18 protein-coding genes are annotated in these 18420 nt (G+C 36.9%); 11 read left to right on the top strand and 7 right to left on the bottom strand.

Features of this window, described 5'->3' with window-relative positions; genetic code table 11:
- The first annotated feature begins 24 nt into the window (after positions 1-24).
- Positions 25-1641: a YiiX/YebB-like N1pC/P60 family cysteine hydrolase gene (locus tag ACMAWV_RS08530; RefSeq protein WP_412469579.1), complete on the top strand. Its 1617-nt coding sequence runs from the start codon at positions 25-27 to the stop codon at positions 1639-1641.
- 1 nt (position 1642) lies between these two features.
- On the opposite strand, the gene ACMAWV_RS08525 is transcribed toward ACMAWV_RS08530, so the two are convergent.
- Both ACMAWV_RS08525 and ACMAWV_RS08520 read right to left on the bottom strand, forming a co-directional pair.
- On the bottom strand, positions 1643-2131 hold the full coding sequence (locus ACMAWV_RS08525) for a dihydrofolate reductase (RefSeq protein WP_199177521.1): 489 nt from the start codon (positions 2129-2131) through the stop codon (positions 1643-1645).
- The gene (locus tag ACMAWV_RS08520; protein ID WP_103217280.1) at positions 2128-2925 is read right to left on the bottom strand and encodes a thymidylate synthase; all 798 of its coding nucleotides are present in this window, start codon (positions 2923-2925) and stop codon (positions 2128-2130) included. The genes ACMAWV_RS08525 and ACMAWV_RS08520 overlap by 4 nt, the downstream gene beginning before the upstream one ends.
- A gap of 123 nt (positions 2926-3048) precedes the next feature.
- Here ACMAWV_RS08520 and ACMAWV_RS08515 point away from each other — a divergent pair, with 123 nt between their 5' ends.
- Positions 3049-4233 (top strand): exo-beta-N-acetylmuramidase NamZ domain-containing protein, encoded by a 1185-nt coding sequence (locus tag ACMAWV_RS08515; protein ID WP_412469580.1) that lies wholly within the window; start codon positions 3049-3051, stop codon positions 4231-4233.
- 27 nt (positions 4234-4260) lie between these two features.
- Here ACMAWV_RS08515 and ACMAWV_RS08510 read toward each other — a convergent pair whose 3' ends face one another.
- Complete coding sequence (locus ACMAWV_RS08510; protein WP_412469581.1) at positions 4261-5784, bottom strand: alanine/glycine:cation symporter family protein; 1524 nt, start codon at positions 5782-5784, stop codon at positions 4261-4263.
- Between the two features lie 165 nt (positions 5785-5949).
- Here ACMAWV_RS08510 and ACMAWV_RS08505 point away from each other — a divergent pair, with 165 nt between their 5' ends.
- The gene (locus ACMAWV_RS08505; RefSeq protein ID WP_103217283.1) at positions 5950-6159 is read left to right on the top strand and encodes a hypothetical protein; all 210 of its coding nucleotides are present in this window, start codon (positions 5950-5952) and stop codon (positions 6157-6159) included.
- Between the two features lie 148 nt (positions 6160-6307).
- A complete protein-coding gene (locus ACMAWV_RS08500; protein WP_103217284.1) occupies positions 6308-6640 on the top strand; it encodes a hypothetical protein in 333 nt (110 codons plus the stop codon).
- Between the two features lie 58 nt (positions 6641-6698).
- Here ACMAWV_RS08500 and ACMAWV_RS08495 read toward each other — a convergent pair whose 3' ends face one another.
- Together ACMAWV_RS08495 and ACMAWV_RS08490 are read right to left on the bottom strand one after the other, a co-directional pair.
- Positions 6699-7409 carry a hypothetical protein gene (locus ACMAWV_RS08495; RefSeq protein ID WP_103217285.1) on the bottom strand — a complete coding sequence of 237 codons (711 nt, stop codon included), beginning with the start codon at positions 7407-7409 and terminating at the stop codon, positions 6699-6701.
- Positions 7410-7489: 80 nt separating this feature from the next.
- Positions 7490-7708 carry a hypothetical protein gene (locus tag ACMAWV_RS08490; RefSeq protein ID WP_103217286.1) on the bottom strand — a complete coding sequence of 73 codons (219 nt, stop codon included), beginning with the start codon at positions 7706-7708 and terminating at the stop codon, positions 7490-7492.
- A gap of 114 nt (positions 7709-7822) precedes the next feature.
- Between ACMAWV_RS08490 and lysS the strand changes: the two genes are divergently transcribed.
- A complete protein-coding gene (gene lysS / locus ACMAWV_RS08485; RefSeq protein ID WP_103217287.1) occupies positions 7823-9400 on the top strand; it encodes a lysine--tRNA ligase in 1578 nt (525 codons plus the stop codon).
- A 6-nt stretch (positions 9401-9406) separates the two neighbouring features.
- On the opposite strand, the gene ACMAWV_RS08480 is transcribed toward lysS, so the two are convergent.
- A complete protein-coding gene (locus ACMAWV_RS08480; RefSeq protein WP_146037802.1) occupies positions 9407-9916 on the bottom strand; it encodes a hypothetical protein in 510 nt (169 codons plus the stop codon).
- Between the two features lie 264 nt (positions 9917-10180).
- On the opposite strand from ACMAWV_RS08480, the gene ACMAWV_RS08475 reads away from it, so the two are divergent.
- The 3 genes from ACMAWV_RS08475 to ACMAWV_RS08465 all read left to right on the top strand — a co-directional run bounded on the left by ACMAWV_RS08475 (position 10181) and on the right by ACMAWV_RS08465 (position 13461).
- Entirely contained in the window at positions 10181-10843 is a 663-nt protein-coding gene (locus ACMAWV_RS08475) for a hypothetical protein (protein ID WP_103217289.1), read from the top strand.
- A gap of 132 nt (positions 10844-10975) precedes the next feature.
- Positions 10976-12310, top strand: coding sequence for an aminopeptidase P N-terminal domain-containing protein (locus ACMAWV_RS08470; RefSeq protein WP_158246821.1), 1335 nt, complete (start codon positions 10976-10978; stop codon positions 12308-12310).
- Positions 12310-13461 (top strand): hypothetical protein, encoded by a 1152-nt coding sequence (locus tag ACMAWV_RS08465; protein WP_412469582.1) that lies wholly within the window; start codon positions 12310-12312, stop codon positions 13459-13461. The genes ACMAWV_RS08470 and ACMAWV_RS08465 overlap by 1 nt, the downstream gene beginning before the upstream one ends.
- A 77-nt stretch (positions 13462-13538) precedes the next feature.
- Here the strand turns inward: ACMAWV_RS08465 and ACMAWV_RS08460 are convergent, their stop codons facing one another.
- A complete protein-coding gene (locus tag ACMAWV_RS08460) occupies positions 13539-14519 on the bottom strand; it encodes a polyprenyl synthetase family protein (RefSeq protein WP_412469583.1) in 981 nt (326 codons plus the stop codon).
- A 108-nt stretch (positions 14520-14627) separates the two neighbouring features.
- Here ACMAWV_RS08460 and ubiE point away from each other — a divergent pair, with 108 nt between their 5' ends.
- The 3 genes from ubiE to menD are packed head-to-tail and all read left to right on the top strand — an operon-like array spanning position 14628 to position 18418.
- Entirely contained in the window at positions 14628-15341 is a 714-nt protein-coding gene (gene ubiE / locus ACMAWV_RS08455) for a bifunctional demethylmenaquinone methyltransferase/2-methoxy-6-polyprenyl-1,4-benzoquinol methylase UbiE (protein ID WP_103217293.1), read from the top strand.
- Positions 15342-16715 carry an isochorismate synthase MenF gene (locus ACMAWV_RS08450; RefSeq protein WP_412469584.1) on the top strand — a complete coding sequence of 458 codons (1374 nt, stop codon included), beginning with the start codon at positions 15342-15344 and terminating at the stop codon, positions 16713-16715. It abuts the gene before it with no gap.
- Positions 16697-18418, top strand: a complete 1722-nt coding sequence (gene menD / locus ACMAWV_RS08445) for a 2-succinyl-5-enolpyruvyl-6-hydroxy-3-cyclohexene-1-carboxylic-acid synthase (RefSeq protein ID WP_103217295.1) — start codon at positions 16697-16699, stop codon at positions 18416-18418. Before ACMAWV_RS08450 ends, menD begins: the two co-directional genes overlap by 19 nt.
- The last annotated feature ends 2 nt before the right edge of the window (positions 18419-18420 follow it).

Here is an 18420-nt window from a genome sequence, read left to right as displayed (position 1 = left end):
ATTGATAAATATGAGGGAGTTATCATGATGAGAAAGAGTGCAATAGTTGCTATTATGGCAACCAGCTTATTCGTTTCGAGTTGTACGAAAGACTATGCAGATATAAATAGAAAAATATCATCAGTAAGTCTCTACGGCCCAGAGGTCGAAACCTATTATGATCATGAAGAATTAGAAAATTATCAAAATAGAATCGAAGAAATTCTAGTCTGGCGCCACAACGCTATTGATTTCATTATCGACATACAAGAACAGAAAGTCTTAAAGAGTAGTCAAATCACTACAATGCACGAAGAAGGAACTGAAACCTACAAACGATTTAGAGATTCGGTATGGCCAAAAATTGATGAAACAAAATGGATTGTTGATCGCTATAACGAAGTAATTATCACAACAGATCGTCCATCAGAAATTTTAAAGAAGAAAAAGAAAGTAAGAACGAATCATAATCAAAAAAGAGATGCCCACGAAAATTATCGTTGGCAGAAATACAAAGAGATTACAATTAACCCAACTGATGAATTAGGTAAGGCCCTTATCTATGACATGAAGATGTCTATCGCTACAGCTCTTGTTATGTACGATAATTACATGATTGTACTTTCACAAATACAAGAGATGAAAAAGATTCGCCACCTCATTAACTACGATAATGCTGAATTAAAAAATCAACTAGCAAAGATTACTTTTAGCTACAACAAATATGACAATTACAATCGCGTTGAACGAGGCTTAGAACAATACCAAAATCTTCTAAAGTTCTATGCTGAAAATAATATTGCAACAGACCGTGCTAATTACTACCTAGATTCTCTCATTCAATCATCTATTAGTTTTGATAAATTAAATAAGGAATTTAAAAAAGGAATTCTTGGCAGAAAGATTTCGATGATCTGGCGTTATATTGGCGACTACTTTAAAGAGAGTAAAAATAATGCCACCCATGTTATTTCAAAAGGTTTTGGAAACACTGCAGGTCTTGTTCAAACAAGACGTGGAAAGCTTTATGATCCATCTCCAGAAAAAATTCAGGAGCTTGAGGCACAACTACAACCTCTTGATGTTTTACTAGAAAAGACACCATTTAGACTTACAGATAAATTCATTCCTGGTCACTGGGGACACGTTGCCATTTGGACTGGAAATAAGGCCCAGCTTCAAGAATTAGGAATATGGGATCATCCTGAGGTCGTCCCTTTCCACGATGAGATCGAAAATAAAGGAAAGCGAATTATTGAAGCACTTAGACCAGGTGTTCAGTACAATACTCTTCATCACTTTATGGACATTGATGACCTAGCAGCTGTTCGCTACCAAAGAGAGTTAACTCGTGAGCAAAAACAGGATTACTTAATCAATGCTTTCAAACAAGTTGGTAAGGTCTATGACTTTAACTTTGATGTTGAGACTGATGAGAGAATTGTTTGTTCAGAACTTGCTTACGTCACTTTTGATGATATGGAATGGCCTGTGGCCAAGGCCGCTGGGCGCTATACAATCTCACCTGATAACGTTGGTGAAAAAGTTGGAGATGATAAATCATTTACAACAGTTCTACTGATTCACGACGGAAAAGAAGTAGCAAAGGATCTCAATGGAAACTTTGCTCAACTTATGAAAGATAGTACTTTAATTAAATAGATTACAATCGATTTAAAACAGAGAATTTCCAAGCTGGGGAATTCTCTGTTTTTTCAAAGAATACCTCTTCACTTACACTAAATTCACTTCGGTCAAACTCAGGAAAGAACACATCGGCTTCTCCTTCAAAATCAACTTCAGTTAAATAGATTCTATCAACCATTGGTAGGTAATATTCGTAAATGAATGAGCCACCAATAACCACGGCCTCTTCTACTCCTGCAGCTTTTAAATTATCTAAGACTTCTAGTGGATTAGAAAAAACTTCGCAACCTTCTATCGTTAAAGAAGGATCACGAGAGACGACAATATTGCGTCTCTTTGGCAGAGGCCTGCCGATTGAATCATAGGTTTTTCTTCCCATAATAATCGGCTTGCCACTTGTTATTTTTTTAAAATTTTTCAGGTCCTCGCTAATATGCCAAAGCAGATCATTGCCCTTGCCTATTTCACGATTCTTCCCTATTCCAACAATTAACGAAAGGATCAAACTGAAACCTCTCCTGCAATATGTGGATGGGCCTCATAGCCTTCAAGCTTGAAGTCTTCATAAGTAAATTCAAAGATTGATGTGATCTCTGGATTTACCCACATCTTTGGAAGTGGATGTGGCTCACGCGTTAGCTGAAGCTTTGCTTGATCCAGGTGATTTAAGTAAAGGTGAGCGTCACCCATTGTGTGAACAAAATCACCAAGCTTAAGACCTGTAACTTGCGCTAGCATCATTGTGAATAATGCGTATGAAGCGATATTAAATGGAACACCTAAGAAGATATCTGCAGATCTTTGATAAAGCTGACAAGATAATTTCATATCAGGTGAAACATAGAATTGAATAAATGAGTGACACGGTGGAAGTGCCATATTATCAACATCGGCCGGATTCCATGCAGTTAAAATATGACGACGAGAAAATGGATTTTCACGTAAACCTTTTACAAGATTTGCAACTTGGTCAACTTCGTCTCCATTTGGAGTTTTCCAGTGACGCCATTGGTATCCATAAACAGGTCCAAGATCACCGTTTTCATCTGCCCATTCATCCCAGATGCGAACTTTATTTTCTTTAAGATATGCAATATTTGTATCACCTTTTAGAAACCAAAGAAGTTCATGAATGATTGAACGAAGGTGACATTTCTTAGTAGTAACTAAAGGAAATCCTTCTTCTAAATTATAACGAGCTTGATAACCAAAAACTGAAATTGTTCCCGTACCTGTGCGATCTTCTTTCTTTTGACCGTTTTCAAGCACGTGTTTCATAAGATCTAAGTATTGTCTCATCCGTGTGTCTCCCAAGGTTGTGTGTGTTTTCTCTAAACTCAATTATAACGAAATAAGCACGATTTTAATAGCTTGCAACTCGTCAAAAAGGCCCATAAAATATTACAAATAAGGAAATATATTATGATAAAAATAGGATTAGAGCGTCTAAGAGATGACGCAAGTTTACAAAATAAAATTACAGGAAATATTGCATTACTTTGTCACAGCGCAAGCGTCGATACAAACTTCAAGGTCGCCCCAATTATTTTCAAGGAAATTTTTGGAGATCGATTCAAAAAATTATTTGGCCCTCAACACGGCTTCGTTAGTGACGTACAAGACAATATGGTTGAGACTGATCACTACACTCACCCATTCTTTGGTGTGCCAGTTTACTCACTTTATAGTGAAACAAGAAAGCCGACTTCTGAGATGCTTGAAGGTATTGATACTTTTGTTGTTGATCTTCAAGACGTTGGAACACGTGTCTACACTTATATTACAACAGTTACATATCTACTTGAAGAATGTTCAAAGCACGGTATTAAGGTCGTTATCCTTGATCGTCCTAATCCTGTGGGACTTGAAAAGATAGAAGGAAATATATTAGAAACTGAGTATAAGTCATTTGTAGGTGCACTAGAAATTCCACAACGCCATGGACTTTCAATGGGAGAATACGCACTCTTGGCCAAAAAGAAGCTAGGTATTAACGTTGAACTTGATATTATCGAAGTTGAAGGGCTAACAAGAGCAATGTTTTGGAAAGACACAGGACTTGCCTGGGTTAATCCATCTCCAAACCTACCAACACCTGAAGGATCACTTACATTTTGCGGAACCGTTCTTTATGAAGGAACAAACTTAAGTGAAGGACGAGGTACAACTCGCTCCCTTGAAGTTGTTGGCCACCCAGCAATAGAAGCCTACTCTTTTGTAGACTCACTTAAAGAGACACTTAATGAAATTGATAACGGAAGCTTTATTCTACGTCCGGTAAACTTCATGCCGACTTTTAATAAACATGCAGGAAATGCATGTGGCGGAGTTCACATTCACGTGACGAATGAAAAAGAATTCAATTCATGGCAAGTTTCTCAATATCTTTGTCGTGAGTTTAAGCGCGCCCTAGGAGACAAATTCCAGTGGGATGCTAAAGACTATGAATATGCGTTTGGCAAGCTGGCCATTGATCTTATTAACGGAAGTGAATTTGTCAAAGACTGGGTAGAGCGTCTAGGTAGCATGAATGAACTTCGTGAGTTTGAAATTAAAAATCATAAAGAGTACTTAGAAGAAATTGAATCAATAAAAATTTATAAATAAAAATGGCCTCTTTCGAGGCCTTTTTTATTAATTATAAGTTTTCATCTGACCAGACTTAAAACGTGTAATATAATCATCCGCTTTCGCTTTAAGAAGATTTGAGAAACAAACCATTCCGATAATATTAGGAAACGCGATTGAAAGAAGCATTAAGTCTGCAAAGTCTAGTACGTGACCAATTTCAAGAACAGGACCTAATATAATAATAAATACGTAACAAAGACGATAGAACTTCACACTTTTAAAACCAATCCATTTTTCAAATAGAAATAAAGTTGCTCTCTCACCATAATAAGACCAAGAGATAACTGTCGAGTAAGCAAAAACACAAATGGCCATTAATAAACAATAAGGTGCCCAATCACCAAGAGTCGCAAAAGCATATGCCGTCATCTCTACACCTTTACCTGCAACACTAGGTTCAATGTGAGCGTTAGTAACAAGAAGAGTCAGGGCAGTAATTGTACAAACAATATGAGTATCAATAACTGGCCCAATCATCGCAACAACACCTTCTCTAACAGGCTCACTTGTTTTGGCCGCAGAGTGGGCAATGGCAGCTGATCCAAGCCCCGCCTCATTTGAAAAAGATGCTCTTTGAATCCCTACAAGCATAACAGCGAAAGCACCGCCAAAAACAGCGTCAGGTGTCATTGCCTCTCTAAAGATCATCGAAAACATATGAGGAATATTACTATAATTTGAAAGAATAATTGCGAGACAAGTAAAAACATAGAATGCGCACATTATTGGAACTAGCTTTGAAGTAACCGTTCCGATTTTTTTGATCCCACCAATAAGAACAACACCTGCTAAGAATGCAAGGATAATCCCTACGATCCACGGTGAAGTACCAGGGTGCTGATCGGCAATAATTTTGAAAGTTTGGTTTGCTTGAAATAAGTTACCACCACCAAATGATGCTCCAATAGTCATTATGGCATAAAAGATACCTAGGAACTTCCCTACCCAAATGAGCTTAGTTTTCTTAAACATTTCAGTTAAGTAAACCATTGGCCCACCTAACATATCTCCATTTGAAGTCTTATGCTTAAACATTTGACCAAATGTAGAAGAAGCAAATTTCATCGACATCCCAAAAAAGGCGATAATCCATAGCCAAAGCACAACTCCTGGACCACCTTTACCAATGGCAAGAGCAACACCTGCAATATTACCAAGACCAACAGTTGCTGAAAGTGCGGATGTTAGCGCTTGGAAGTGAGTAATATCCCCTTCATCCTCAGGGTTGTCATACTTTCCACGAATTACATCAATGGCGTGCTTAAAAAGTCGAATATTAATAAATCCAAGTCTTAGCGTGAAGAAAACACCACCAAAGACCATGACGAACAAGATTAATGGCATATCAATAATTGGAATATTCCAAAAAAGAAATGGATAGTATTTTCCATTTATGACACCAAAAATATTATTCACTTTATCTTGTAGATCAAGCTCGCTTTGAGCGTAGTCTTGGGCGTAGGTACTTAGGGTGATGATAGAAAAAATAATCCCCATCAACGTGCGAGACATTGCGATTTTAATCATTAAACAATCCTTTGTTTTAGTTTACTCTTTCAAAATTCGTATGCGTTTTTTATTGTGTCACAGTAAATTTTATAGAAACTTTATTGATCTTGTCACCTTTTTTATTTTCGGGCCCATTAAAATCGTGTATTCTTATTTCTTATAAAGATTTAAAAGGAGTAAAAAGTGAGTAAGTTACCAACGCTTGAAGAAGCGATTGAAATCGTAAAACCACTTGTTAAGTATTCAACAATTGATAATCAAAAACATATCGATCTAACAGTTGCTACGGCCGATAAGAGATTTATTAGCCAACAGGCGCTAATGGTTATTAAGACTTCAATCGAAGCAGGCCAAGCAGATGAAAAAGAAGTGAACGCTCGCCTAGGGCTTTAATCTTCAAATCAGTGCAGATTCTTGTCTAAGTCATGAGAAAGACCTACAGGAATCTGCGAAACTGAACCCACTCGCTTATTTTCTATACACCCTTGTAAGCCTTACACCAAACAAAGAATCCCAACCGCTTAAGTGCTAAAATAAACCTATGAAAGCACTACTACTAGCTCTATTCATTTCAACTCATACACTAGCGGCCATTCCACTAAGTGGAGATGATGAGAGATCAATTAACAATATCTCTAAGATGGCCATGCAGAATGTGCAGCTTAAAGAGATGACAAAAAAGCTAAATCTAGCAATTTTTGAATATGCAAAAGTTAGAGACCTAGCTGATCAGGACTACGCTTTAGAGTTAAATAATATTGCATCTGAGTTAACTCATTTAAATGACCACACAAGTGAGCTTTCACCAGAGTATTTAAAAGCATTAGAAGAAGATATTGAATATATCCATCAAGATTTAATCGAGATGAGATAACCCCTCCCCCCAAAGAAATAATAAGACAAAAAAAGACCGAATTAATTCGGTCTTTTTTTTAATCAGCTCTTAAAAATTTTTGATAAATTAATCGATAGTCTTTACCAGAGTGATCACTAATGAAGATTTCACTTTGTTCGATGGCCATCCCGTAATAACGAGAGTCCTTATTGATATCGAAACGATACTGATAAGAACGATAAAGGTAGTATTTAGAGTCGTTGTGCTTTGTATAGATACCTACATCAAATCGATCATCAGAAATGACATTATAAACGTAATACTGAGATCCAACTAATTGCTGAACTTTCGGTGGCGCACCGACATTATTGAGCGTGTAATCACATAGTGACGCCATATAGAGATTATTTTCTGTTGGAATTTTAGTGATAAAATTCTTAACAACACCCTTCGTCCCCTTGAAAGTTGGAGTTGTATTGTAGTCATTAGGCACTTCAATATAAACACCGATATTTGAAATATCTCTTATCGTTGGGTCCCCATAAACTTTTTGACGACGAGAAAATATAAAGTCTTCTGAAAATACACCACGTAAAATATTATCGTGATACTCTTCAAGTCCTTCACACATTCTAGTTAATCGAGTTAAACTAACTTCACTTAAGGCCACATTCGATATCTGCAACGCCTCACCCGCACGGATTACACCACGATCATTTTGTTCATCCTTTCCATAATCTTCACAAGAAGATAAAGTTAAAACAAAAAATATAGGCCATAGTAAAACGACAAAAAGGCTCTTAAACATCAAATTCTCCAATAAAATAGATCGTTATATTATTCTAACGAATAAAAAGAAATTGAGTTCTGTTAATTTCTTACAATTAATCAATCGATAATGCGATAGTCGGCTTCAATCACATCTTTATCACTAGCTGGGCCTGTACCAGATTGATTTTGACCTGAGCGATAAGAGGTATGCTCATGTTGTTGGTATTTTTGAGTCGTCGGCTTAGAACCAGACAAAACGCCAGTGTTTCTAAGAATCTTTCTTATCTGAATAAAGATAAAATAAAAAATGGCGGCCTTAATTAATGCTGCAAACATGCTTAAAATCTAGCATAAAAGTAGCAAAAATATCATTAAAAATCTTAACTACGTGAAATTATTTTGTTATAGTGTGAGCGATTTCGAAATTATTATTTAAGCAGTAGGTATCATATGACAGAAAAACTGAATCTAGTTCACTGGGCCGACATGACGGCAGACCGCATCATTCGTCAACACGGCGACAAAAACGACTATGTAGTCGCAAGTGGGATCACACCATCTGGTGTTGTTCACTTTGGTAACTTTAGAGAAGTAATCACAACTGACCTTGTTGCTCGAGGCCTTCGTGCTCGCGGCAAGAATGTTCGCTTTATTTTCTCATGGGATGATTACGATACATTTAGAAAGATCCCAGCAAATCTACCAAAACAAGACGAATTAGCTCAGTACTTATTCCAACCAATCGTTGATACTCCAGACCCATTTGGAGAGCACGAAAGTTATGCCGCTCACCACGAGCATAATTTCGAAGAGCAACTTAAGAAAGTTGGAGTTGAAGTAGAACCAATCTATCAAGCAAAGAAATACCGCGCTGGTGATTATAAAGACCAAATCAAACTTGCACTTAATAAGAGGTTTGAAATTCGTGATATTTTAAACCAACACAGAAAAGAGCCGTATGGTGATGATTACTATCCAGTATCTGTCTACTGTGAAAAATATAAAACAGATAAGACGACAATCCTTTCATGGGATGGTGAGAGTAAGTTGCGTTATAAGCACAATGAGCACGACTATGAAGGTGAAATCGATATCAACACAACAAGTCTAGTGAAACTACCATGGCGTGTCGACTGGCCAATGAGATGGGCATTTGAAAAAGTTGACTTTGAACCAGGTGGTAAGGACCACTCTTCTCAAGGTGGATCTTTCACAACGGCCAAAGACATTGTAAAAATCTTTGATTGGGAAGCACCAATTTACCTTCAATACGATTTCGTATCAATTAAAGGTCTTGGTGGCAAAATGAGTTCATCAAAAGGTAACCTTGTTACAGTTAATGATATTCTAAAAGTATATGAGCCAGAAATGGTTCGTTGGATTTTTGCTTCTTATAAGACCAATGTAGATTTTGCGATCTCATTTGATTTAGATGTACTAAAGACTTATGAGGACTTTGATCGTCAAGAGCGTCTAGCTTATGGGCTTGAGCCAGGAAATGAGAAGAAAGTTGCAATGGCAAAGAGAGTTATTGAACTTTCTCAAATTGGAGAGCATCCAACAGAGTGCCCATTCCAACCATCTTTTAGACACCTTTGTAACGTTCTTCAAATTAATGATGGAAATATTGAAGCTGCACGTGCCTACTATGCTGATCAAATCAAAACTGAAAGAGACGAGAGACGCTTTAGAGAAAGAAGTACTTGTGCTCTTCATTGGCTACAAGAGAATGCTCCAGAAGAATTTAAATTTGCTATCAATAAAGAAGCAGTTGAAATGGAGCTAGAAAGTAATGTTCGTTCATACTTAGATAAACTTGTTTCACTATGTGAATCTGAATGGGATTCTATTGCAGACGATAAAGAATTCAATGATAAAATGTATGAGATTATGCACGAGCTAGAACTTAAGCCAGCAGATATCTTTGCACCGATCTATCAAAAACTAATTTCACGTGAAAAAGGCCCTAAGCTTGCTGGTTTCATCCGTACAATCGGGAAAGAGCGTGTAATTAAACTTCTTAAGTAAGAATACTTAAAAAATCTTTTTAAATACTAGGCCATCCTTAGCGATGGCCTTTATTTCAATTGGGTACTCTCTAAATTGTTTTAATCTTTTGGCCACTTCAAGGTCATTCTTTGATAATAAGCATAGTTTAAACTTTTTGCGATCAATATAGCATGAGCTTAAATGAGTATGTGCTATTTCGGCCTTTATAATCGCAAGGCCACACTTTCTGGCCTCACTTTCAAGTTCAAGCATTGTATTCATTATCGTTTTATAGTCAGAGACACTACGAGAAGAGCCTTTAAATATCTTTGACTCGAGAATGATATTTCCTTCCAGATGAAAGCGAATCTGCATCACTTCCCTTTTAATTACTCCGTATAGTGCATATGAGTGTCTTAATAATTTCTTGTCCCAACGAGTAGGGCCACAAACCATTTGATCATTGCAGTATACCTGCTGCCCCACAGTTTTTAGGTTGACGTACTCATTACTTAAGGCGTGAATTTTAACTCTTTCAAAGAAGCTCATTTCCATAAATAAGTTTTCGGTGAAGTTATAAATCAATGTGAATAAATCTTAAATATTGGTCACAATGGGAAAAATAGTGGCATTAGGGGCCCAAAAATCTTGATTTTTTGTAAAAACTCCTCGATTTAAATGTCATTTTTTGTGAAAAATCTCAGAATTTCTTACAATGGGCCTAAATATTGCGCCTCTAAATTATTGAAATTGTCACACTTCTTCTTTGTTCATAAAACATAATTAACAAAATAAAAAAAAACGAGAGGGGTTTTATTTATGAAAAAATTTTTAGTTGCTGCTGCTTTATTCGTTACATCTGCAATGGCCATGGCCGAAACTTGTCATGTTGATATGGTTGCCAGAAATGGCCGCTCAATCGATAAATTCTCATCTTATGATTATGATTTTGAAGCCGCTTGCCGCCAGGCCCTTAGGCAATGTACACGCGAACAAGATAGAAGATCATATGATCCAGTTGTTTCAAGAGCGACTTGTAATGTAACTTCAAGAAGGCCAGTTCCACCACCACACCAGAGAAAAGAAGTTTGTTCATTCAACTTAGTTAACACACAAAACGGAAGAGTTGTTGATACATTTACAGCTCAAGCAAATAACGAGCACCAAGCTTGTCGTAAAGCAGATGATAAGTGTTTTGATGCAAGATACACAAAGCAAAACCCATGGAAATTCTCATGTGAAAAAATCCGTGGAGGTTCAAGACCAACACCAAGACCAAACCCAACTGTAACAAGGTTTTGTACAGTAGATAGAATCGCAAATGGATCAATCTCAGGACGTGTCGTACAAACTTATACGTCAAGTGCAACTGCAATGTCAGCATACGAAGCAGAAAGCCGTGCTTGTCAAAAAGCAACAAGTGACTGTGCAATGGATGCCAGATATAGCCAACGTCGTGATACTTGTATGAGAAGATACTAATTACCCAATTTTTATAGAAAATCTAATACTCCATTAGATTTTGGTTGTAGCAGAGGGCGCCTTTTCCAGGGCGCCCTCTTTGCGTTTTGGGCGTAATTTGATATGATGCCAATCATAAAAGTGAGGTATCAAATGACAAATAATGTCTATAGTAATCGTCGTAAACAACTTCTAAATATGATGGATGATGGAATTGCCATTATCGCTTCAGCTAAATATGCACATAAAAGTAATGATACGGAATTTCCATTTCGCCAAAACTCAAACTTTCGTTACCTAACTGGATTAACGGAAGCAGATAGTGCACTAATTCTTTCTAAAAAGAATGGTGTTGAAAAACAAATTATCTTCGTTCGTCCAAAAGATGAAATTGCAGAAATGTGGGCCGGAAAAAGACTTGGGCCACATAAAGCAAGTGAACTTTTAGGAACAGATGAAGGTCACTCAATTGAAGATCTAGATAAGAAATTAGAAGAACTTCTTCCAGGACACAAAAGCTTATATGTTCACCTAAGTGAGCGCACAGATATCGCTGACAAAGCGAGAAAAATTGCGGCCTCTTTATTTAGCAAGAAAAGAGCACAACAAGAATTGCCACCAGAGACATTTAAGAATGTTGGGCATTTAATTGAGAAAATGAGATTCATCAAAGATGAAACTGAAATCGCACAAATGAGAGAGGCCATGATTGTTACAGATCGCGCCCATCGTGCGGCAATGGCCCTTGCAAACCCAGGTGTTTCAGAGCAGGAAGTAAACGCCCTGATGACTTACCTTTTCATGAAAGGACCAACTCAAGGAAGTGCTTACGATAATATTATTGCAGGTGGAAATAATGCTAACTGCCTTCACTATATTAAAAACGATGAAATTCTAAATGCAGGAGATCTGCTTTTAATTGATGCCGGTAGTGAGTTAAATGGTTATGCGACGGATATCACTAGAACTTTCCCTGTAAGTGGAAAATATACTGGAATTCAAAAAGAAGTTTATAATATTGTTTTAGAATCGCAATTAGCGGCCATTGAATTATCAAAGCCAGGCAATAACGCTACAATTCTTCATAACAAAGTTAGTGAGATTCTAACTCAAGGACTAATTGATCTTAAGGTTCTTGAAGGAAGTGTGAGTTCAAATATTGAACAATCGAATCACAGAAAGTTCTTCCCACACGGAACAGGACACTGGTTAGGTCTCGATGTTCACGATCAAAACCCATACCTAGTTGATGGAACAAGTGATCCGATGCCATTTACTAAAGGCTGTATCTTCACTATTGAGCCAGGACTTTACTTCTCAAATGAATTCACAAATATTCCAGAAGAACTAAAAGGAATTGGAATTAGAATTGAAGACAATATTCTAATTACAGATAATGGACATGAGAACCTATCTCACATGATCCCTAAAACTGTTGAAGAAGTTGAAGAAGCTTGTGCAAAAGATGTAAAGGACTTCCTACTGTAATGAAAACGACAAATCTTCTTTTAGTTACACTATTTATTTTCTTAGGTGCTTCATGTGCTACCAATAATAGACGAGATGATGAAATTCATCTCGTTCATTGGAATATTAAAGAACTAGACAATACAAAACTTAGTAAAAAAAATGATCAGCTAACAAGTGTTAAGAATATTCTGGAAAAGCTAGACTTTGATGCCATTAGTGTAAATGAGATCCAATACGATCTACCAAATGGAAAAAACCTAGAAAAACTTTTAGGACAATTAAAAGAAGATACGAGTGAATTTGCCTTTAGCTTCACTCAGGCCAACACAGGAAATAAAGCAAAGAAAGTTAATGGCAAGTATTCAAAAGATAGAAAGAATGCCGATCAAGTTAACTACGGCCTATTTCCTGGACAGTACTCCACTGGTTTTGCCTCAAAGCATCCAATCAAAGAGGAAATTATTGTAAAAGATCTTCAGTGGAAAGAGTTTAACCCGGCCGCTGACTTTTCAAAATTTCGTGATGGTGCAGGAAAAAAACTGCCTAAAGAAATGGAGCTTTTTGATAAGAGCTTCACTCACCTAGTTGTTGAAGTGGCCGATCAAGATGTACACATCATTCTTCTTCACACTGTTCCAAGTTATCACTTTGGAAACCGCCAAACTCCAAACTATGAAAGAAATCGCGATCAACTGCGATTTCTAGAGTGGTATGTAACGGGAGCAACAAACTTCAATGTAAAACTTCCAAAGAAGTATGCACACTTAAAACCAATTCATAAAGAAGATCGAGTCATCATCATGGGTGATTTCAACACTTCAATCTATATGAATAATCCAGGTTCTGTTGTTCTTAGAAGATTATTTAATCACCTAAATCCTTGGCTTAAAAACCCAGGGCCAACAAATGAAAGACAAACATTTGCAGCTAACCGCAACCCTCTAACACTAGACTATATTGCTTACAGAGGCTTAAAGCTTATCGATTCAGGTATTTATAATCCTGAAACACTTGTGAATAAAGGCAATGTATTTTGCACGCCACCAAGTCAGCTGCCAAAGTATATGATTAAAGGATTAGATAAGCGTGTAAGTTGTATCGATGACGATGCAATTGAGCTTAAGAAGGCAAGCGACCACTTCCCTATCTGGGCAACGTTTAGACTTTAAAAGAAAGGCCAAGCTAAAGCTTGGCCTTAAATATTTTGTGAGTAATATAATTATCAAACATTAGACAGTAAAGTATCTTAAACCTGGCGGTTTAGAATAAACCCACCAATAAGCTCAAGAGGCTTGATCGTTTCAGCTAAGCGCTCTTCATTGAACCCACGAGAAATTAATTCTGTGCGAATTTCGTGAAGGATATCATTAGCTTCATCAACAAGTGCTGTTGCTTCATTTTTAATATTAGAAACATTTTCTGAGATTTCTTCGAGATTAACGATATCCTTAAGCTCGCCACCTTTTTGATACTCATCCATCTTAAGAGGATTTGCCGCAAGATAGTCATAGACAACTGAGTTAACTAAATTCTGCTCTAGATCAAGGTGAGCATCCTTTAGGCTTTCTCCATCACTGAAATCAAGTGTGTCATCTACCATCTGGAAAGCAATTCCGATTAGGTGGCCAAAACGTGCAGCTTTAGATGCAAGCTCTTCATCCTCTACACCAAGGTAAGCTCCAGACCAACAGCACCACCCCATAACAGAGGCCGTTTTATGAAAAGCAATTTTTTCAATAATTTCTTTCGAGTACTTACGAGAATCGAGAGCATCAGACTGAACCCATTCACCAATTGCAAGATCTTGAATTACCTGAGACATGCTTTGAAGAACTTTGATTGAGCCAATTTTAGAAAGGCTTAAGATAACGTCTGCTAGCAGATAATCTCCAGCAAGAACGGCCTTCTTATTTGATGCCTCAACATTAATTGAAGGATTCCCACGCCTTTGCGTTGCGCCATCAATAACATCATCATGAGCAAGTGAAGCAGCATGAACCATTTCAATTGCACGAGCACATATTGCGACATCCTCTTTTTCGTGCGCATTAAAAAAATCTGCCATTAGATATGTCAGCATAGGACGCAGGCGTTTTCCACCAGATAAAACAGTTTTAGCAAGAACTTCCTTAATTGCTTTAAGGCAGTTTTCGGACTTAATTTCTAGGTCAATATTGACCGCTTTCTCTAAAATTTGTGGAGGGATGCTTTCAAAAAATTCGTTCATAGTTTTTTCCGTTTTAATAGTAATACCACTTGTCGAAAGGGGCCGTAAATGATTAATATAACGCAAATACTATTGATAAACACTGCACTGCAGAAGGACTGATTAAATATGAGCAATAAAGAGCTTGCGACAAGAAAAACAAAGTCATTTGAAATCTTTGATAAAATTGCCGGAACATACGATTTACTAAATCACATCCTTTCATTTGGTATCGATATCTACTGGCGCAAGGTGGTTATTGCCAACCTTCCAAAGAGAGAAAAACTTCAGTGTCTAGATCTTGCTTGTGGAACTGGAGATTTAACAATTGCACTTGCTCGTGCAAAAAATGTTGAAAGCGTAACAGGTATCGACTTATCAAAAGGTATGATCGAAATTGGAAAGAAGAAAATTGTTGCTAAGAAATTAGATAAAAAAGCCAAAATGCATATTGGCGACGGTGTTGAAATCCCAGCGGCCGATGAAACATTTGATGTAACAAGTGTAAGCTTTGGTATTAGAAATTTCCCAGACTTCAAAAAATCATTACAAAATATGTACAGAGTGATTCGTCCAGGTGGAAGAAGCTTTGTTTTAGAATTTTCTATTCCAAAGAACTTTCTTTTTCGTGGAATCTACTTCTTCTACTTTAGATACTTACTTCCATTTGTTGGAAACCTAATCTCTAAGCATAAAGATGCTTATACCTATCTAAATCAAACAGTAGAAGATTTTCCATATGGACAAGAGTTTGCAGACGAGATGACAAAAGCAGGTTTTAAAAACGTTAGATTTATTACTCTTACATTTGGGATAGCCACTCTTTACATTGGAGAGAAGTAATTGCGTTTATCTGCTAACAACCTCCAAATTGATATCATCAACGCCCTGATTAAACTTGATTGTTCAAGTGAAGATTTAATCAAGGGTAGTGAATATAGTCTTGTAAAGTTTGAGGCCGGGTTTAATAATATCTCATCTATTATTGACCTCTTTCAAACTTCAAAAAAGTTTTACTTTCTAAACAAAGACAAAGATACAGAGTTTCTGGCCCTTGGTTCTTGGCGTGACTTTAGCTCTCTTTACCACTACGAAGATATTGAGAGACTAATTGAATCCCATGATTTTCTTAAAATTTGTGGTGCTCAAAGATTTAAAGCTGAAGCAGATTCGCTTGAGTGGCATGGACTTGAAGACTGCTCGTACTTTGTTCCTAAGGTCTTAATCGAGACGACACCTCAGGGTGTTGATATCAATGTAATTCTTCCAAACTCATTCTTTGCGGATGAGCAAAATAAGAAAGAGGCCCTTCATGAATTGGCCATTACCCTTGATCCAAATCCTAGGCATATGCATAGTGATTACAATCATATAACAAAGAATATTTCTGAGACGAGTAAGAATCAGTGGAGTAAAATAGTTGAAGCCGCAGTTTCTAAGATTAATCGTTCACAAATTTCTAAGATAGTTCTTTCTAGAAAACTTAAGGTTTCATTTAAGAACCCTATCAGTTCATATGAACAATTTAAGACACTAAAAGAAAACAATAGCTACAATAGCTATAATATCTTATTTCAATTTTCAGCACACCAATGCTTCTACAGTGTAACACCAGAGACTCTATTTAAGCTTGATGGCAGAAAAGTTCTGATCGACAGTATTGCAGGAACGACGAAAAGAGGCGCCAATAAGCAAGAAGATGACACGCTAGAGGCAAATCTACTATCTAATACAAAAGAGCTTGAAGAACACAGACATGTTTCAAGTTATATTGAAGAGACGCTAGCTAATTTGGCGAGTGATATTGAAATTACTAAAAAAGAACAAATTCTAAAACTTAAATATATTCAGCATATTCATACGAAGTACGAAGCGACTTTAAATGATAGTGCTAAACGCAGTGATCTAATCACTAAACTGCACCCTACACCTGCAGTTGCGGGGCTTCCAAAGCCACTTGCAATTAATCTTATTAGTGAACTAGAAACTAATTCTCGCGGGCTCTACGCTGCCCCAATTGGTTATTTTTCAAAAGACAAAACTGAGCTTGCAGTTGGTCTAAGGTGTGCACTTGTGGATAAAACAGACCTACATATTTATGCTGGTTGTGGAATCGTTAAAGATTCTTCGGCGGAAAAAGAATGGAATGAAACCACAAACAAAATGAAAAACTTCACTGAAGTTATCAAGGCCAAATCATGGACAAATTTCCAGTAACTGAAAATCTTTCAAGACTTTGGGCATCAATCATTGTTGATGAATTAGCAAAGAATTCAATCACGCAATTCTACGCGGCTCCAGGAATGAGAAATGCACCAGTTCTTGCCGCTGCTCACTATCATGAGCTTGTTGACACATATTCATACTTTGATGAAAGAGCACTTAGCTACAGGGCACTAGGGCGATCTAAAGTCTCAGACTCAATTCCCCTGCTTACATGTACATCGGGAACGGCCATGGCCAATTTTGCGCCGGCAATTATCGAGGCAAATAAATCAGGGCTACCATTAATAATATTAACAGCTGATAGACCTAGTGAATTAGTTAAAACGGATTCAAACCAAACAATAGATCAATTAAGTGTTATTGCTGATCACACTTGTTATAATTTAAGTCTTGAGGCACCAAATGAAGCGCTAAGTGCTACGAGACTTAGAACGCTAATTTCAACGGCCATAGGACGCGCAAAAATCAATAAGAGGCCTGTACACATTAACCTTCCTCTTAGAGAGCCACTTGACTCAACACCAATGCCTATTTCAAAAGAGTATCTTGAAAAAGCGCTAGAGAGTTTTAATAATAACGGTGCCAAGGTGATCTCAAGCGCTTATCAAACTTACCAAATGGAGTTTGAACTAGGACAAAAACTAGTTGAGGCAAAGAATGTCTTACTCGTTATTGGAAAACTTGATGGAAAAAAAGATCTTGAGCATTACCAAGACGCGCTAATGAAAATCAAGGTGCCAAAGTATCTTGATATCACAAGTGGACTAAAGTACCAGTTCTGTCTCGAAGACTATCTGACACCAAACTTTGATCATCCAGAGGTTTTGGATGTTTATGAACAAAGTCCACCGGAGATTATCATTCATATCGGTGGCCGCTTAGTTTCAAAGCATTATTATAATTTCTTAGAAAGAAATAAATGTGAACTTATCCATGTAACAAATGTGGATTTTGATCACGACCCAGGATTTTCAAACACATATAAAATTATTTGTGATCCACTTTCGTTTTTAAATGGACTCGTAAAACTTGAACTGAATCAAGCACCACCAGTTATGTGGCATGATTTCGTGGAAAGAAAGAGGGCCGTTATCGAAGAAGAAGAGCTGACTCAACCTTTTATCTCTAAGAATATTATTGAAAATATTGATGAAAACTATGATCTTCTTGTAGGTAATTCAACAATTGTCAGAAGCTTTGATAACTTTGTATCAAGTAATTACAGATCAAATGTAAATGTTTTCACTAACCGTGGCGTTAGTGGGATTGAAGGGTTTGTTGCAACATTAGTTGGACTAAGTGATGAGAATGATAAACCAAAGCTACTAGTTCTTGGCGACATTTCATTCAAGCATGATCTAAACTCTCTATATATGCTAGAAGAAGCTGCCAAGGCCGGAAAAAACCTAAGTGTTATTATTATTAATAACTTTCAAGGCGATATTTTTAATCTTCTACCTATTGCTAAAGAGAAGGAGTTTCTTCCTCTTTTAACGACTCCACACAACGATCGCTTTGATCGCTTAATAAAAGCATTTGATGGCCTATCATATGAGTGCTGTGAAACGAAAGATGACTTCAATAAACTTGTGGCAAAGGCCCTAAGTTCTAAAGGGGTCAATATTATAGAGGCCATAACAAATAATGAGTCAAATATGGCACTCTTTAAAAAATTAAAAACAGTAAAAAGGTAAAA

Origin of the sequence: Halobacteriovorax sp. RT-1-1 (genome assembly GCF_047085455.1) — a bacterium.
GTDB lineage: Bacteria > Bdellovibrionota > Bacteriovoracia > Bacteriovoracales > Bacteriovoracaceae > Halobacteriovorax_A.
Note: the sequence above shows the minus strand (reverse complement) of the source record. Positions and strands in the feature narration are given on the sequence as shown.